Origin of the sequence: Burkholderia sp. L27(2015), assembly GCF_009765705.1 — a bacterium.
In the GTDB taxonomy this organism is placed as follows: Bacteria; Pseudomonadota; Gammaproteobacteria; order Burkholderiales; family Burkholderiaceae; genus LMUX01.
On sequence record NZ_LMUX01000016.1, the window covers coordinates 264,227 to 277,311 of the forward strand.

Consider the following 13,085-nt stretch of genomic DNA (forward strand, 5'->3'; position numbering starts at 1 on the left):
CGCTTAGCAGGGTTGGGAAAAAAGCGCTTCGGCGCTTTTTTTTCGTCCTGCTTCAGTGGCCTCAACCTACACGCCCTCAACCCAGCACCCTCAACACCGCGGCCTCAACCCAGCGCTCGCGCAGCCAGTACGTCGCCGATGTGCGGTTCGGCCAGTGCATGCGTGACCGCTTGGCTGGCGGCCACGACTTCGGGGGCTAGCGCCGAGAATGCCTGCTTGTCGAGCCCATGCGTGGAGGCCGCTAGCACGAGGCTGCCGACCACCTCGTGCTGTCGATTGAAAAGCGGTGCACCGATCGACACGATACCGGCGTGAAACTCACTATCGGTCAGTGCATAACCGGTCTCGCGTATCGTGCGCAGCGTTTTGCGAAAACTTTCCCAGTCACGGCCCAGCGCTGCACGTTCTATCGTCTCGCGCTGCTTGTTGAAGAGGCTCTTGAGTTGGTGCGCCGGCAACCACGCGAGTATCGCCTTGGCGGATGCGCCCGCAAAGAGTGGCCGTCTTTGGCCTCGGTCGAACAAGTGGTCGAGGCCTTCGCTGTTGAGCTGGCGCTGCACGCATACCACCGAGTCGCTGAATAACTCGCACAGCAACGTGCTGTGGCCGGTCTTGCGCGCCAGACGTCGAATGACAGGCGTGCCCGCAACATAGATCGGATCCGAAATCCGGTTGGTGCGATCGAGTTCGAGCACACGCGGACCGAGGGCGTAAGAGCCGTTGGCGACGCGGGTCAGGAACCCCGCTTCGTTGAGCGCTTTGATATAGCGGTAACCGGTCGAAGGAGCGCAGTCGAGATGTGCGATCAATGCGTCCGAAGGCCATACGGCAGTCGCTGGCGTAAAAATGTCCAGCAACGAAAGCAGGCGAACCAGGCTACTCATAGTGTGAGGCTAAAGGGTTCGAGGAAGGATTCGGCGCAGTCTGCATTATGACCGACGAACACCGCATACGCCGATTCGGATGCTGCATGACCACTCTTTTTTCTTGGGCTTATTTGGTTAAGCTTATTTTTGTCGATCTTTTCGTGAGCCGGGTTGGACCATCTCGCTTGCCAGCAATGCACTGACTTGAATCGACGAGAAGAGCGGCTTGGCATTGGTCGCCGCCAACGTCCGAACTACCTCGAGCGTGGGCAACTGCGAGCAGGCAACAAAGACCGCATCGCTGTCAGTGTGCAGCGCTTGCCGGGTCAGTTCGGCAACCTGTGCGGAGCTGATCGCAGCCAACTCATCGACATTACGCGCCTTGAAGCTCGACAACGAAGTGACTGCAATATCGTAGGCGGCCAAAAACGCGGTGAGACGTTCGTTGACCACATCGAGATAAGGCGTGACCAGCGCCACCCGCTTCACAGCATGACGCGTCAACATGCGCACCATCGCTTGTGCGGTCGTGATGGTCGGCAAACCGGTCAGTTCCGCAATGTGGGCACCGAGCTCGGTATCGGCGTCGGGCCCGGAGATAAAGCCGGCAGCGGTACAGCCATAAACGATGAGGTCGAGCGAGTCGCGATCGAACGATTTGGCCAGTTCGAGCGCGCCGGCGCGATACGTAGGCAAGGTCGTGGCGTCGAGCAGGGCGGGGCCGCGCGCAATGCGCAGGGTTTGGCACGTGGACCCGGGTGGCAACCACGCCAGCAATTCGGTTTCCATCGTGGTGTTGTTCGCCGGCACCATCAGGCCCACGCGTAAAGGCGAGGGTGATGGTGAATGTAGCGGCGAATGTAACGGTGAAAGTAACACCGAAGCTGATGGCACATCACGACTCACGCTCGGGTTCGTCATAAAGCTCTCCCTATGACCTGCTAAGCAGGCCGAACTGATGCCGCGCATTCACGATTGAAACCACCGCGCTTGCGATTGCAAACGGCCGATGATCAGTACCGTCAGCACGCCCATTGCGCAGAACACGGCGATAGGCAAAATCGCCAACGGATAGCTGCCGGTCGACTCGCGAATAGCACCGATCAAATACGAAGCGAAAAACCCGGGTAAGCTACCCAGCGCATTGATCTGTGCGATGCCGGCCGCGGCGGCGGTAGCCGATACCGATTCGGTCGCGAGTGCCCAGAAAGGCCCCTTGCATGCATAGGTCCCAACCATCACCAGCACAAATAGAATCACGGTACCGGTGAGGCTACTGACAAACAACGTGCCGATCATGCCGACGACCGCCAGCGACATCGGCGCCACGTTGAACCAGATGCGTTCGCCGAGCCGGTCCGACAGCCGGCCCCAGAGAATCATCGCCAGTGCGGCAGCGCCGTAGGGCAAGGCGGTCAGCAAACCGGCATGGAAATAACTGACGCCGAAGGAACGAATAATTAGCGGCTGCCAGAAACCCAACACGGTACTCACTGTGACCGTGCTGCCGCATACCAGTGTGAGCATCAACACGCGCCAGTCCGACAGCACTTTCCAGGTCGACACCTTGGGCGGGGCGTGACGTCGGCTCGCGTCGTCGGCGAGTCTGGCGATCAGCCAATTACGCTGTTCGACGCTCAGCCATCCAGCTTGTTTCGGGCTATCGGTGAGCCAAAAGAGCGCGAACACGCCCAGTAATATCGCGGGCAAGGCTTCGATCAGAAATAACCATTGCCAGCCGCGCAAACCCAATACGCCACCTAAATTCAGGAGAGCTCCCGAGATAGGCGAACCGAGCAGCCCCGCAGCTGGCACCGACAAGACAAACCATGCCATGACGCGGCTACGATAAGCGCTGGGAAACCAATGCGTCAGGTAGTAAATAGCGCCCGGCAAAAAACCGGCTTCGGCCGCGCCGAGGATCAAGCGCATCGTGAAAAACGTCTTCGGCCCGATGACCAAGGCACTCGCTCCAGCGACCACCCCCCAGGAAATCATGATGCGCGACAGCCAACGGCGCGCGCCAAAGCGCTCCAGCGCCAGATTGCTCGGCACTTCACACAGGAAATACGAAACGAAGAAAATGCCGCCAGCCAGACCGAACATACTTTGGGTCAGGCCGACATCCTGGCTCATCTGCATACCGGCGAAACCGATATTGGTACGGTCGATGACCGACACCAGATAAGCGATCAACAAAAATGGCACGAGGCGTTTAGAGACCTTGCGCATCGTCTGCGCTTCCAGCGTGCTGATGGCCGCTGGCGGCAGACCAGTGCCATCGGGCGTGGCGGGAACACGTGAAGGTACGGGCGGTGCCATCTCTGTCTGCATGGGGTCTCCCGGCGCCGCTTGCCCAGCGCCGATTCAAAAGCCGTAAAGCACGGCAGGATTGTCGACCAACACCTTCTGGCGCAGTGCCGCATCGGGCATCCAGCGCGCCAGCAGGTTGAACAGCATTACCGAATCGTTTTGCGCGAACGACAGGTGCGGATAATCGGAGCCCCAGATCAGCCGGTTCGGGGCCGCTTGCGCCAGCGCTTGCACGAGCGGCGTGACATCGTCGAAGCCGGCTTGTTGCGAGATCCGGTAAATGCCCGTCAGCTTAACCCAGCAGCGCCCCTCGCCAAATTTCAGCAAGTCTACCAGTCCCTTAAATCCAGGTGCATTAACGCCGTCGCTGGCCTTCTGCATGCCCAGATGCGCGATGCTGAATTGGGAGCGCAATCCCCTCAGCAAGGGCAGGATTTCGGCGGTCAGCCAACCGGGGAGCAGGAAATCGAGCGACCAACCTAGTTCGTGGCAGCGCGCGTCGAGCAGGGCGATACGGCGCACGATTTTGTCGGAGAAATCGGGTGTTGTCGGCTTGATCGGATTCACGTTGATACGCACGCCGCACACACCCTGTTCGTCGAGCCGCGCAAAAATGCTGTCGTCGGCGTTTTCGTCCAGGTCGACAATGCCGCGCCGCGTGCGCGGGTCTAGCGCGCGCATCGCGTCCAGCATGCAAGTATTGTCCTGGCCATATGCACTGGGCTGGACGAATACCATGCGCTGGATGCCTAACGTGGCGGCGAGCGCCAGATAGTCGTCGAGCTCAGCGACCGGCGGCGTGTAGCGTAGGTTATCGGCTTCATAGGGGTAGCGCCCAGCGGCGCCGAAAACATGGAAATGCGAGTCGCAGGCCAGTGCAGGCGCAGTGAAGGCAACGGGTATCGAGCTGGCGGTCATGGGACTGGCCTAATTAACGCTGACTAATGAAAACGAAGAAACGCGAACGAGAAGCGCGAACGAGAAATGCGACGAAGAAACTTGATCCAAACGGGGCGAATGTGCGTAAAAGCGTGATTGCTGAATATGCGCACTTGCGTTTATTTCAAAAGGTGTAATAAACTTTCTCACATGGAGGGAAAGTTTATAATGCGGGTTTACTCTTAATGCGGCTTAATGAGGTCTAAGGCGAGGTCCAAGGCGGGCACTTAAAGGTGGCTGCCGAGATGGCGAGCTGCGGTGGCTAACCAAGCAGATGCCTCAAGTTGGGCGCGAGATCAGGAGGCGTTTTGTCCGATTTATTGAAAGACATTACTCGCAATACCTTGAAAGAGAAAATGCAGCGTGGCGAGGTGGCGTCCTCGATGATGGTGCGACTGGTCCGCACTGTCGAGATCGCCCGTATCGCCAAGACTGCCGGGTTCGATTCGTTTTACCTGGACCTCGAGCACGGCACCATGACGCTGGATGCCTGCGCGCAAATATGCATGGCGGCACTCGCGGTGGGTATTCCTGCGCTGGTGAGAGTGCCGGCGAAAACGCCGGAGTACATCGGGCGCGTGTTGGACGGTGGTGCGATGGGCATTATCGCGCCGCACATCGTTTCGGCCGAGGATGCGCGAAAAGTCGTGTCCTACGCCAAGTTTGCTCCGCTGGGTGAACGTTCAGCCAACTCCGGCTTGCCTCACCTGCAGTATCGCGATTTTCCCGTGGCCGATGCGAATGCGGCCTTGAACGATGCGACCGTCGTGGTCGTGCAGATCGAGACCGCAAGCGCACTCGACCGGATCGACGAGATTGCGGCGGTGGAGGGCGTGGACCTGGTGCTGGTCGGGACCAACGATTTGATCGCGGACATGGGGATACCGGGCCAGTACGAGCACGAGAAAGTGCGCGAGGCGTACGCGCGCGTGATCGCGGCCTGTAACAAGCATGGCAAGTTCGCCGGAGTCGGCGGCCTGGCATCGCGGCCGCAACGCGTTGCCGAATTCGTTGCGATGGGCGCGCGATACGTGTCGACCGGAACCGATTTGTCATTTCTGCTCGCGGCGTGTACGCAACGCGCCAAGATGGTTAGCGACCTGGTTAGCACCAGGCCTGTTTATTGAACCTGTATATGAACCCGTAAGCGGCGCACTGGCGGCGCAGGTCAGGAACCCCATGAAAACCGAACCCTCAAGTGTGCTGGTGCTCGGCAAGTTTGCCAAGATTCTCGATTACCTGACGGGCAACAACGTTGCCATGTCGGTTAGCGCGATGTCGCGCACGCTCGGCATCCCGCGCGCGACACTGTATCGCCTGCTCGAATCACTCCAGGCTCAGGACATTATCGTGCAGCGCGGTGGTCGCTACGAGATCGGTTTGCGCATGCTGACCTGGGGGGCGCGCGCGCTCGATGCGTCCAGCGTGCGGCAAGTGGTCTATCCCTATATGCAGGCACTCAAACAAGAGACGGGCTTGACGGCTTCGCTGTACATCCGTAGCGGCGACAGCCGTATTTGTATCGAGAGCATGCCGGCCGAAGGCGCGACGTTCGCGCCGTGGCGCGTGGGCGAACAGCTTGCCTTGCATGCCTGCGCCAGTGGGACGGCCTTGCTCGCATGGCTGCCTGACGACCTGCGCAAGCAATTACTTGCGGCGTCGCGCCAACGTTTTGGCACAGTGCCTTTTACCGAGCGCACGGACGACTGGTGGAACGAGATCCGCAAGCAGGGCTGGGTCATGCTCGGTAGTCAGCCGTCTTCCGAGTTGGCCGGACTGGCCGCGCCGATTTTCGATCGTGCCGGGGCACCGGTCGCGGCCATCGCGCTGTGCGGTACGGCGCGCGGATTCGCCAATGGCGATTTCGACCCGCCCAAGATCGCGCAACGTCTGCTTGAAGTGACCTCGCAAATTAACGAAACGACCGAGTGCCGGCAGGTGGCCTGAAGCTGTTCCTCGTGCCGGGATAGGGCGCCCGCGCAACCTGAGCGCAGAGCCAGGCACGGCGCGTGGAGTCTTAGGCCAGGTTTCGCGGGCGCAATCTCGTGCTACATCGCGGGCGGCCTGCTCACTTCGGCATCAGCACTTTATCGACGACCATGATGACGCCATTGCTTTGATAAACGTCATAGGTCGAAATGTCGGCCGTGTTGCCAGCCTGGTCGGCCACTACGATGTTGTGCGGCCCGTTCTCCGAGAAGGTCAACATCTCCCCATTGGCGGTTTTTAGTTGCGTCTTGCCGCCGCCCGTCTTGATGGCTGCGTCTATCCTCTTGAAATCGTAGCGACCCGGCACGACGTGGTACGTCAGAATGCTGGTGAGCATGCCCTTGTTCTCCGGCTTGACCAGCGATTCCACCGTGCCTGCAGGCAGCGCTGCAAAAGCCTCGTTAGTTGGCGCAAAGACCGTGAACGGTCCCGGACCCTTGAGCGTATCGACCAAGCCTGCTGCCTTTACCGCCGCGACCAGCGTGGTGTGGTCGGCAGAATTGACGGCGTTGTCCACGATATCCTTAGTAGGGAGCATCGCCTGCCCGCCAACCATGACCGTATCGGCCACCGCAAAAGCGGTCGACGCCGATATGGTTAGTAGCACTATTGAAGCATAGATCATCTTTTTCATTACCGTCTCCCAAGAACGTGGCGCTGAATGCCCCACGATGAAGTCTTATACGGTGTGTTCGGAGGATCGGATGCAAGGTCGTGGCTTCAAATGCAAATTTGCCCCGACCACGGTAGGGGAGCGCATCCGGGTTCGTTCCCGGATGCGCAGGCCGCGTGTCAAATTTCAGCGAGGGAACGCTCGGTTTGGTTCTGCACGGCTGCCGGATGCTGGGCCAGCGGTGTCACTTCTATCGTCAGAAAGGGGAATAGTGGCAGCGCGCTCAACACAGTATGCAGCTCGTCGTTGGACTCGACATCGAACAGGCTGTAATTGGCATTCTGTCCCACTACACGCCATAAGCTAGGCCACTTTCCCGCGCGTTGAAGCTGCTGCGTATAGCGCTTTTCATCCGTTTTCAGTTGTTCGATGTGAGCGAGATCTGCGTTGGCGGGTATGGCAACTTGCATATGAACCAGAAACAACATTCTTGAAACCCCAATGAGACGTGTCAGCTCGCGACGAGAGCGACGTTAGAGAATTTGAACCTACAAATCGGGCCTACAAAGCGGACATAACCGTTAAGCCTAAATTCGGGCGGTGCTGAGGGATTAGATTGTATCGGCGATGGCGAACCGGCGTAGGCCCGATTCGGTCGATAGCTGCAATCATTTATTTACCCGTGAACCGCGGTTCGCGTTTTTCCGCGAATGCGCGCCGTCCTTCGACGTAGTCGCCGCTGTTGATACACATTTGGCGGCGGCGTTCGATTTCGATCGACGCTTGTTCCGACTGATGCGATGGATCAGCGTTCCCCGCGAGAGAAAGATTAATCGCCGTTTTCACCAGACTGAGCGTAAGCGGTGCGTTCGAGGCGACATTGCGCACGGTTTCGGCGACCACTGCATCGAGCGTCTGCGCGGGATATATCGCGTGGACCAAGCCGATGCGCTCGGCTTCATGTGCGTCGAAGATGCGGGCGGTCATGAATAGATCGGCCGCGCGTGCGGCACCGACGATGTCGACCATGCGGCGCACGCCGGAAAGGCTATAGCCGAGTCCCAGGCGCGCAGCCGGCATGCGAAAGCGGGCAGTCGTGCTCGCGTATCGCAGGTCGCAGGCTAACGCGAGTCCCAAGCCTCCGCCCATGCATACGCCATGGATGCTCGCGATGACCGGAAACGAACAGCCGATCAATGCTTGCTGTGCGTCTTCGACCGCGCGATCGTAGGCACCGCTTCCGCTTCCGCTTTCGGCCGACCGGACGCGATCGAATTCGCTGATGTCGGCACCGGAGACAAACGCTTTGTCGCCATCGCCACGGATGACCAAGGCCCGCACTGTAGGGTCTTCATGCAGCGCACGGAGATGCGTTGCGAGCGTTAGCCACATGTCCAAGGACATCGCGTTGAATTTGTCCGGATTGGACAAGCGTATTTCGACTGTGGCATCACGTCTATCGACAATAATCGTACTGGTGGACATCGCATGACTCCTTGTTTGGGCCAGTCGCCGATTTCGCCAGCGACTGCCTGCCTTGATCGAAATAGAAATAGCATAACCGTGCAGCGCAAAGTCTGGAGGACGCGGTAGAGTGTCAAAAGCAATATTTCGTGATACTCGGAAACGTCTAGGAAGCGTCTCGTAAACGTCTAGGAAGCCCGGCTCGATTCGCCATATTGCAGCACATCCTCCTCGGGAGCACGCGATGAACCCTCGTCAACACGTCGATATTGCTCGCAGCCTGCTGATTATCGTCATCCTCTCCGCGTTGGCGATCGGCTGCCTCTACATCCTGCGGCCCTTCATCCCGGGGCTCATCTGGGCCACCACGATCGTGGTGGCCACCTGGCCGGTCATGCTCATGGTGCAACGCCGCTGCGGCAATCGCCGATGGATCGCCACGATGGTGATGCTGATCATCCTGCTGGTCGTGATCGTGTTGCCGCTCTATGAGGCAATCTCGACGTTGGCTCTGCACGCCAGCGACATCATGACGACCATCAGGGGGCTGCCTAACTACGCATTGCCGCCGCCGCCGGACTGGGTCGGTGAGATCCCGCTGGCGGGTCAACGCATTGCGCATGAATGGCAGATGCTGTCGGATTCCGGGCCGGGCGGCCTGCTGGCAAAGCTTGAGCCCTACGCGACGATTGCCGCGCGTTGGGTTCTGGGTCGTGCAGCGATAGTCGGAGTATTCGTGATTCACATGTGCATCACGATCATCATCGCGGGAATTCTCTACAACCGGGGCGACGCTGCGGCCCGCTTCATCATGCGGTTCGCCACTCGACTCGCCGATCAGCGAGGCGCGCAAGCCGTCAAGCTGGCGGGGCTGGCCATTCGCGCGGTCGCACTCGGGATCGTCGTGACGGCGGTGGTGCAGTCCACGCTGGGTGGGCTCGGTCTGTGGATTGCGGGGGTTCCCGCTGCGGGGATACTCGCGGCGGTGATGCTAATGTTGTGCCTGGCCCAGATCGGTCCTTTGTTGCCTTTGCTTGGCGGGGTCGTCTGGCTCTTCCGGCACGATGCGCAGGTCGCTGCGGTCTTGCTGCTGATCTGGTCGGTCGCGGTCGCCACGCTCGACAACCTGCTGCGGCCGCTTCTGATCCGGCGCGGCGTGAATCTTTCTATGCTGCTGATCCTATCCGGTGTGTTGGGTGGCATGTTCGCATTCGGGATCGTCGGCCTTTTCATCGGCCCGGTGATCCTGGCAGTGACGTGGGCCTTGCTTACCGCGTGGATCGACGAACCTTCGCCCATGCCAGGCCTGGGCGCCAATGAGGCTGACCGGGGGGCCGCGCTGGGACACCAGGATCCCTCGTAACATTGTGGCTCACGAGAGGCATGCACACTCCCGTTCCCGTTCTTGCTGACGCAGCATCGCGTGCTGGTAGACCCGCCGCCGGTCCTCCTCCACGAGTTGACGCTTACCTTTCATGGTTGCGCTTTTATAGCGTGGATCACCCATCGCTTTTACATAGGCATCCCAACGATGCTTTTGAAATCGACGGAAAAATTCTGCTCCGGGCAGCCCGTTGTCACACGCAAGGAGCACGCCGTAGTCGATTTCCGGAGCATCATTCAGCACGCGCAGAGCCGCCTCCAGCGCGCAATGTCGATGCGTCAAGGGCACCATTCTGGCGAAGAGCCCATGGAACTGTCGATACGGAAGTACCGTACCGCGCGATGCAGCCTGTTCAAGTGCCGCGAGCACTATAGTCACCGAGTTAGAGTCCATTCCAATCTCCGGTCGTCAAAATTCGTCGTCACCTACTGGACCGGCTCGTCACTCTCAGACGACGGTGCCTGTGCGACCGAGATATTTGCACCCAGCGTGAGTACCACGCTGACAGGTGCGTTGTGATATTGGGTATCGTTGTTCGTGGATTGGAATATCCGATTGGGACAGCAGATATCTTTGCGGTCAGTTGCTGTATTCGTCGCAGCATTTCCCACCCCGCCACATTTCAAGGTCGCGTGTTTAGGCATTTGCGGATTAATGCGCAAGTGACTGGCGCGCAAATAAATGCGTCCGCTGGAAGTGCAAAGGAAATTCAGAAATCGCTATGAACTGACCGTTACCAATATGGTTGTCAGTATTCGCCCTGCTACTTTGAAAAAGACTTATGCCATACAACGTTCCTCGAATAGACGACGCTGGCGCAGGTAGTCTTGTGCCTTACAGATACTGGGTTATCGGCGCAATTACATATCTTACAAAAGATTAGCAAACGTTCGAGAAAAATCAAATTTTATTTTGTAACGAGAAAAAGATTAATCGCGGTTACTAATGATTTAGTTGAACAAAATGTTAGAAAACTTTTTTTCGGACACGGATGGTACGTCGCGCGGTAGGTCAATTTCTATAAAAGTTCAAGGTGGAAAATTTGTGAAATTTCAACCCAAGAGACGCAAAAAAGTATATTGGTTCAAATAATTCGCTTTCCTACTATGTCGATTCGACTGCCAAGTTTCGTGTGAGGCGTTGTTTTCCGAGGGAGGCAACATTTGCTTTTCATAGAACCGTTGCAGGAAGGACCATTAACGACGCTAGGCAATTGAGCCTCCACTCGCAAGGCATGAGGACTTGACGTAAAAAGTCGAGCGGCGACTCAATGCCGTGCATTCCTGTAACGACAAGGACGGTGCACCGATGCCCTCCGAGCCCGAAAAGCTGCCAAGCGTGATACGTCGCATGACGGCAGGGCAAATGCTGCTCGACGGCGCGTCGGTCGAGCAGGTTGCCGACCAGCTTCATCTCTCTATCGTGACCGTGAAGCGCTACAAAGCGATTGTTGACGAGGGGGGCGTGGAGGCACTGGGTCAATTGGCTGTGGGGGGCCGCCCGTCGGTGTTGGACACGGACGCGCTTGCATGGATATCCAAAGCATTGCAGGGCTCCGCCAAGGTACACGGCTTCGAGAGTGACGTCTGGACCAACGCGCGTCTGCGCTCGCTTATTGAGGAGAAGTATGGAGTCCGATATTCGCGCGTCTATATATGGCAGATAGCAACGAATTTAGGACTCGGGCATCTGTTATCAAAATGCAGGCGGTAGCTGACATCGCCTGATGGTCCGAAAGCTTAATCGTGGCATGGCGCATAGGCTTTGCGTCGCAGCTAGGCTGCCCTACAAACCAGTTGACCGAGGCAAACCATGCTCTGGAGCTTACTAAAAGATCAACCTGAGATCGCTCTGTTTGCAAGCCTTGCACTTGGGTTTTTGATCGGGTCGATCAAGGTAGGACCTTTGCAATTAGGCGGCGTATGCGGCACGCTGATCGTGGCGTTGATACTGGGGCAGAGCGGGGCTCGCATTTCCCCTGACATGAAGAACATCGCCTTCGCCTTATTTATTTTCGCACTGGGTTTCACCGGTGGTCCGCAGTTTTTTGCCAACGTCGGCCGGGGCTGGCGCTATGGCATCTTGTCTCTCATCGAAATCGTTGCGGTACTGGCGCTGGTTCTCACCGTGACCAGCTTGCTCAAGCTCGATCGCGGCACGGCGGCGGGGCTGCTTGCGGGTGCGGCCACAGAATCGGCTGTGATCGGTACTGCGTCGGAGGCGATCGGCAAGCTTGGGTTGCCCGTCGCGGAGATCGCTCGCCTACAGGCAAACATCGTTACCGCGTATAGCGTCAGTTACCTATTCGGACTCGTTACCATTGTCTTATTCACCAGCCAGGTTGCGCCTTTGTTGCTGCGCGTAAACCTCCGGGATGAAGCCGAGCGATTGTGGCGCTCACTTGGCGGTGACGGGGCTTTGGGAGAGCACCAGGTTTTGGCAATTCCTGCGCTAGTAGGTCGCGATGTTCGCGTGGTGGGTGCGGCGGGACTGACGATCGCCACACTCGAAGAACGATACGGTCACAACGTTAGCGTGCATCGGGTTATCCGAGCTCTATCGCCAATCGAAGTGCCGCGCACGTTTGTATTGGAAGCGGGCGACCGAATTCTGCTGGCTGGTCGGCGCGAAGTTCTCATCCATGCCGTGCCTGAAATTGGCGAAGAGTGCGTGGAGGCCGATGTCGCTGAAGTCTATGCGGACAAGCTCGATGTCATGCTGACGCGTCGTGAGTTCAACGGCATGACCGTCGCACAAGTGCGGGCACAAGCCAATCCGGCCGATGCCCACGGCGTGTATATCGCGGCCGTCACTCGGCTCGATAGCACGATCCCTGCCTTATCCGGGACAACATTGAATCGCGGCGACACGGTGACGCTGGTGGGCCCAACAGAAGGTGTCAATCGAGCCGCCGCAAAATTCGGCTACATAGTGCGCGCCACGCAAAAGACGGATTTTGTCTATCTCGGCCTCGGCGTGTTGCTGGGCATCGCGCTCGGCCGTCTTGGGGTTTCCCTTGGCGGTGTCAACGTAAGCCTCGGCACGGGCGGCGGTTGCCTGCTCGCAGGCTTGCTGTTTGGCTGGATCCGCTCGCATTACCCCGTGATCGGATCGCTGCCATCAGCGGCTGCGCAAATCCTCAAGGACTTCGGCTTGTGCACTTTTATCGCCGCCGTTGGCCTTGGTGCCGGCACCGATGCCGTGCGACTGATCCGCGAGTACGGTATTGCGTTGCCGATTGCCGGCGTTGTCATCACGCTTGTCCCATCGCTTATTTCGCTGTTTGTGGGTCGCAAGCTACTACACCTCGAGGTTCCAATGCTGCTCGGTGCAATTGCCGGTCAGCAGTGCAGCACACCTGCCATCAGCGCGCTCGTGGGGGTGACCGGCAACGCTACACCGGTGATCGGCTACACCATCACCTACGCGATCTCCAACATTCTGCTGCCTTTGATGGGACCGGTGATCATCGGATTGGCCGGGAAATTCAGCTGACGGAATTAAGCTGAAAAATTCG

Annotated in this window: 13 protein-coding genes; 5 read left to right on the top strand and 8 right to left on the bottom strand. The window is 58.4% G+C overall.

Going from position 1 to position 13,085, the window contains the following annotated elements:
* Positions 1-104 precede the first annotated feature (104 nt).
* From GSQ77_RS09165 to GSQ77_RS09180, 4 genes are all read right to left on the bottom strand, one after another.
* The gene (locus GSQ77_RS09165; protein ID WP_158901273.1) at positions 105-884 is read right to left on the bottom strand and encodes an IclR family transcriptional regulator; all 780 of its coding nucleotides are present in this window, start codon (positions 882-884) and stop codon (positions 105-107) included.
* Positions 885-1,007: 123 nt separating this feature from the next.
* Positions 1,008-1,787 (bottom strand): hypothetical protein, encoded by a 780-nt coding sequence (locus tag GSQ77_RS09170; RefSeq protein WP_158901275.1) that lies wholly within the window; start codon positions 1,785-1,787, stop codon positions 1,008-1,010.
* Positions 1,788-1,835: 48 nt separating this feature from the next.
* Entirely contained in the window at positions 1,836-3,200 is a 1,365-nt protein-coding gene (locus GSQ77_RS09175) for an MFS transporter (RefSeq protein WP_216854873.1), read from the bottom strand.
* Between the two features lie 33 nt (positions 3,201-3,233).
* A complete protein-coding gene (locus GSQ77_RS09180) occupies positions 3,234-4,097 on the bottom strand; it encodes an amidohydrolase (RefSeq protein ID WP_158901277.1) in 864 nt (287 codons plus the stop codon).
* A gap of 329 nt (positions 4,098-4,426) precedes the next feature.
* On the opposite strand from GSQ77_RS09180, the gene GSQ77_RS09185 reads away from it, so the two are divergent.
* Together GSQ77_RS09185 and GSQ77_RS09190 are read left to right on the top strand one after the other, a co-directional pair.
* A complete protein-coding gene (locus GSQ77_RS09185; protein WP_254067531.1) occupies positions 4,427-5,245 on the top strand; it encodes an HpcH/HpaI aldolase/citrate lyase family protein in 819 nt (272 codons plus the stop codon).
* A 52-nt stretch (positions 5,246-5,297) separates the two neighbouring features.
* A complete protein-coding gene (locus tag GSQ77_RS09190) occupies positions 5,298-6,065 on the top strand; it encodes an IclR family transcriptional regulator (RefSeq protein WP_158901279.1) in 768 nt (255 codons plus the stop codon).
* Between the two features lie 121 nt (positions 6,066-6,186).
* On the opposite strand, the gene GSQ77_RS09195 is transcribed toward GSQ77_RS09190, so the two are convergent.
* The 3 genes from GSQ77_RS09195 to GSQ77_RS09205 form a co-directional block, all read right to left on the bottom strand.
* Positions 6,187-6,741, bottom strand: a complete 555-nt coding sequence (locus GSQ77_RS09195) for a fasciclin domain-containing protein (protein ID WP_158901281.1) — start codon at positions 6,739-6,741, stop codon at positions 6,187-6,189.
* Positions 6,742-6,899: 158 nt separating this feature from the next.
* Positions 6,900-7,208, bottom strand: a complete 309-nt coding sequence (locus GSQ77_RS09200) for a muconolactone Delta-isomerase (protein WP_158901283.1) — start codon at positions 7,206-7,208, stop codon at positions 6,900-6,902.
* A 184-nt stretch (positions 7,209-7,392) separates the two neighbouring features.
* The gene (locus tag GSQ77_RS09205) at positions 7,393-8,205 is read right to left on the bottom strand and encodes an enoyl-CoA hydratase (protein ID WP_158901285.1); all 813 of its coding nucleotides are present in this window, start codon (positions 8,203-8,205) and stop codon (positions 7,393-7,395) included.
* Between the two features lie 223 nt (positions 8,206-8,428).
* On the opposite strand from GSQ77_RS09205, the gene ydiK reads away from it, so the two are divergent.
* On the top strand, positions 8,429-9,547 hold the full coding sequence (ydiK, locus tag GSQ77_RS09210; protein ID WP_158901287.1) for an AI-2E family transporter YdiK: 1,119 nt from the start codon (positions 8,429-8,431) through the stop codon (positions 9,545-9,547).
* Between the two features lie 9 nt (positions 9,548-9,556).
* Here ydiK and GSQ77_RS09215 read toward each other — a convergent pair whose 3' ends face one another.
* Positions 9,557-9,961 carry a hypothetical protein gene (locus GSQ77_RS09215; RefSeq protein ID WP_254067532.1) on the bottom strand — a complete coding sequence of 135 codons (405 nt, stop codon included), beginning with the start codon at positions 9,959-9,961 and terminating at the stop codon, positions 9,557-9,559.
* 915 nt (positions 9,962-10,876) lie between these two features.
* Here GSQ77_RS09215 and GSQ77_RS09220 point away from each other — a divergent pair.
* Together GSQ77_RS09220 and aspT are read left to right on the top strand one after the other, a co-directional pair.
* Positions 10,877-11,281, top strand: a complete 405-nt coding sequence (locus tag GSQ77_RS09220) for a helix-turn-helix domain-containing protein (RefSeq protein ID WP_301951142.1) — start codon at positions 10,877-10,879, stop codon at positions 11,279-11,281.
* A gap of 99 nt (positions 11,282-11,380) precedes the next feature.
* Positions 11,381-13,063: an aspartate-alanine antiporter gene (aspT, locus tag GSQ77_RS09225; protein ID WP_158901289.1), complete on the top strand. Its 1,683-nt coding sequence runs from the start codon at positions 11,381-11,383 to the stop codon at positions 13,061-13,063.
* Positions 13,064-13,085 lie beyond the last annotated feature (22 nt).

Bases quoted from the DNA above. Each gene is read 5' to 3' on its own strand.
- GSQ77_RS09165 (WP_158901273.1), bottom strand. From the start codon at position 884: ATGAGTAGCCTGGTTCGCCTGCTTTCGTTGCTGGACATTTTTACGCCA.
- GSQ77_RS09170 (WP_158901275.1), bottom strand. From the start codon at position 1,787: ATGACGAACCCGAGCGTGAGTCGTGATGTGCCATCAGCTTCGGTGTTA.
- GSQ77_RS09175 (WP_216854873.1), bottom strand. From the start codon at position 3,200: ATGCAGACAGAGATGGCACCGCCCGTACCTTCACGTGTTCCCGCCACG.
- GSQ77_RS09180 (WP_158901277.1), bottom strand. From the start codon at position 4,097: ATGACCGCCAGCTCGATACCCGTTGCCTTCACTGCGCCTGCACTGGCC.
- GSQ77_RS09190 (WP_158901279.1), top strand. From the start codon at position 5,298: ATGAAAACCGAACCCTCAAGTGTGCTGGTGCTCGGCAAGTTTGCCAAG.
- GSQ77_RS09195 (WP_158901281.1), bottom strand. From the start codon at position 6,741: ATGAAAAAGATGATCTATGCTTCAATAGTGCTACTAACCATATCGGCG.
- GSQ77_RS09200 (WP_158901283.1), bottom strand. From the start codon at position 7,208: ATGTTGTTTCTGGTTCATATGCAAGTTGCCATACCCGCCAACGCAGAT.
- GSQ77_RS09205 (WP_158901285.1), bottom strand. From the start codon at position 8,205: ATGTCCACCAGTACGATTATTGTCGATAGACGTGATGCCACAGTCGAA.
- ydiK (WP_158901287.1), top strand. From the start codon at position 8,429: ATGAACCCTCGTCAACACGTCGATATTGCTCGCAGCCTGCTGATTATC.
- GSQ77_RS09215 (WP_254067532.1), bottom strand. From the start codon at position 9,961: ATGGACTCTAACTCGGTGACTATAGTGCTCGCGGCACTTGAACAGGCT.
- GSQ77_RS09220 (WP_301951142.1), top strand. From the start codon at position 10,877: ATGCCCTCCGAGCCCGAAAAGCTGCCAAGCGTGATACGTCGCATGACG.
- aspT (WP_158901289.1), top strand. From the start codon at position 11,381: ATGCTCTGGAGCTTACTAAAAGATCAACCTGAGATCGCTCTGTTTGCA.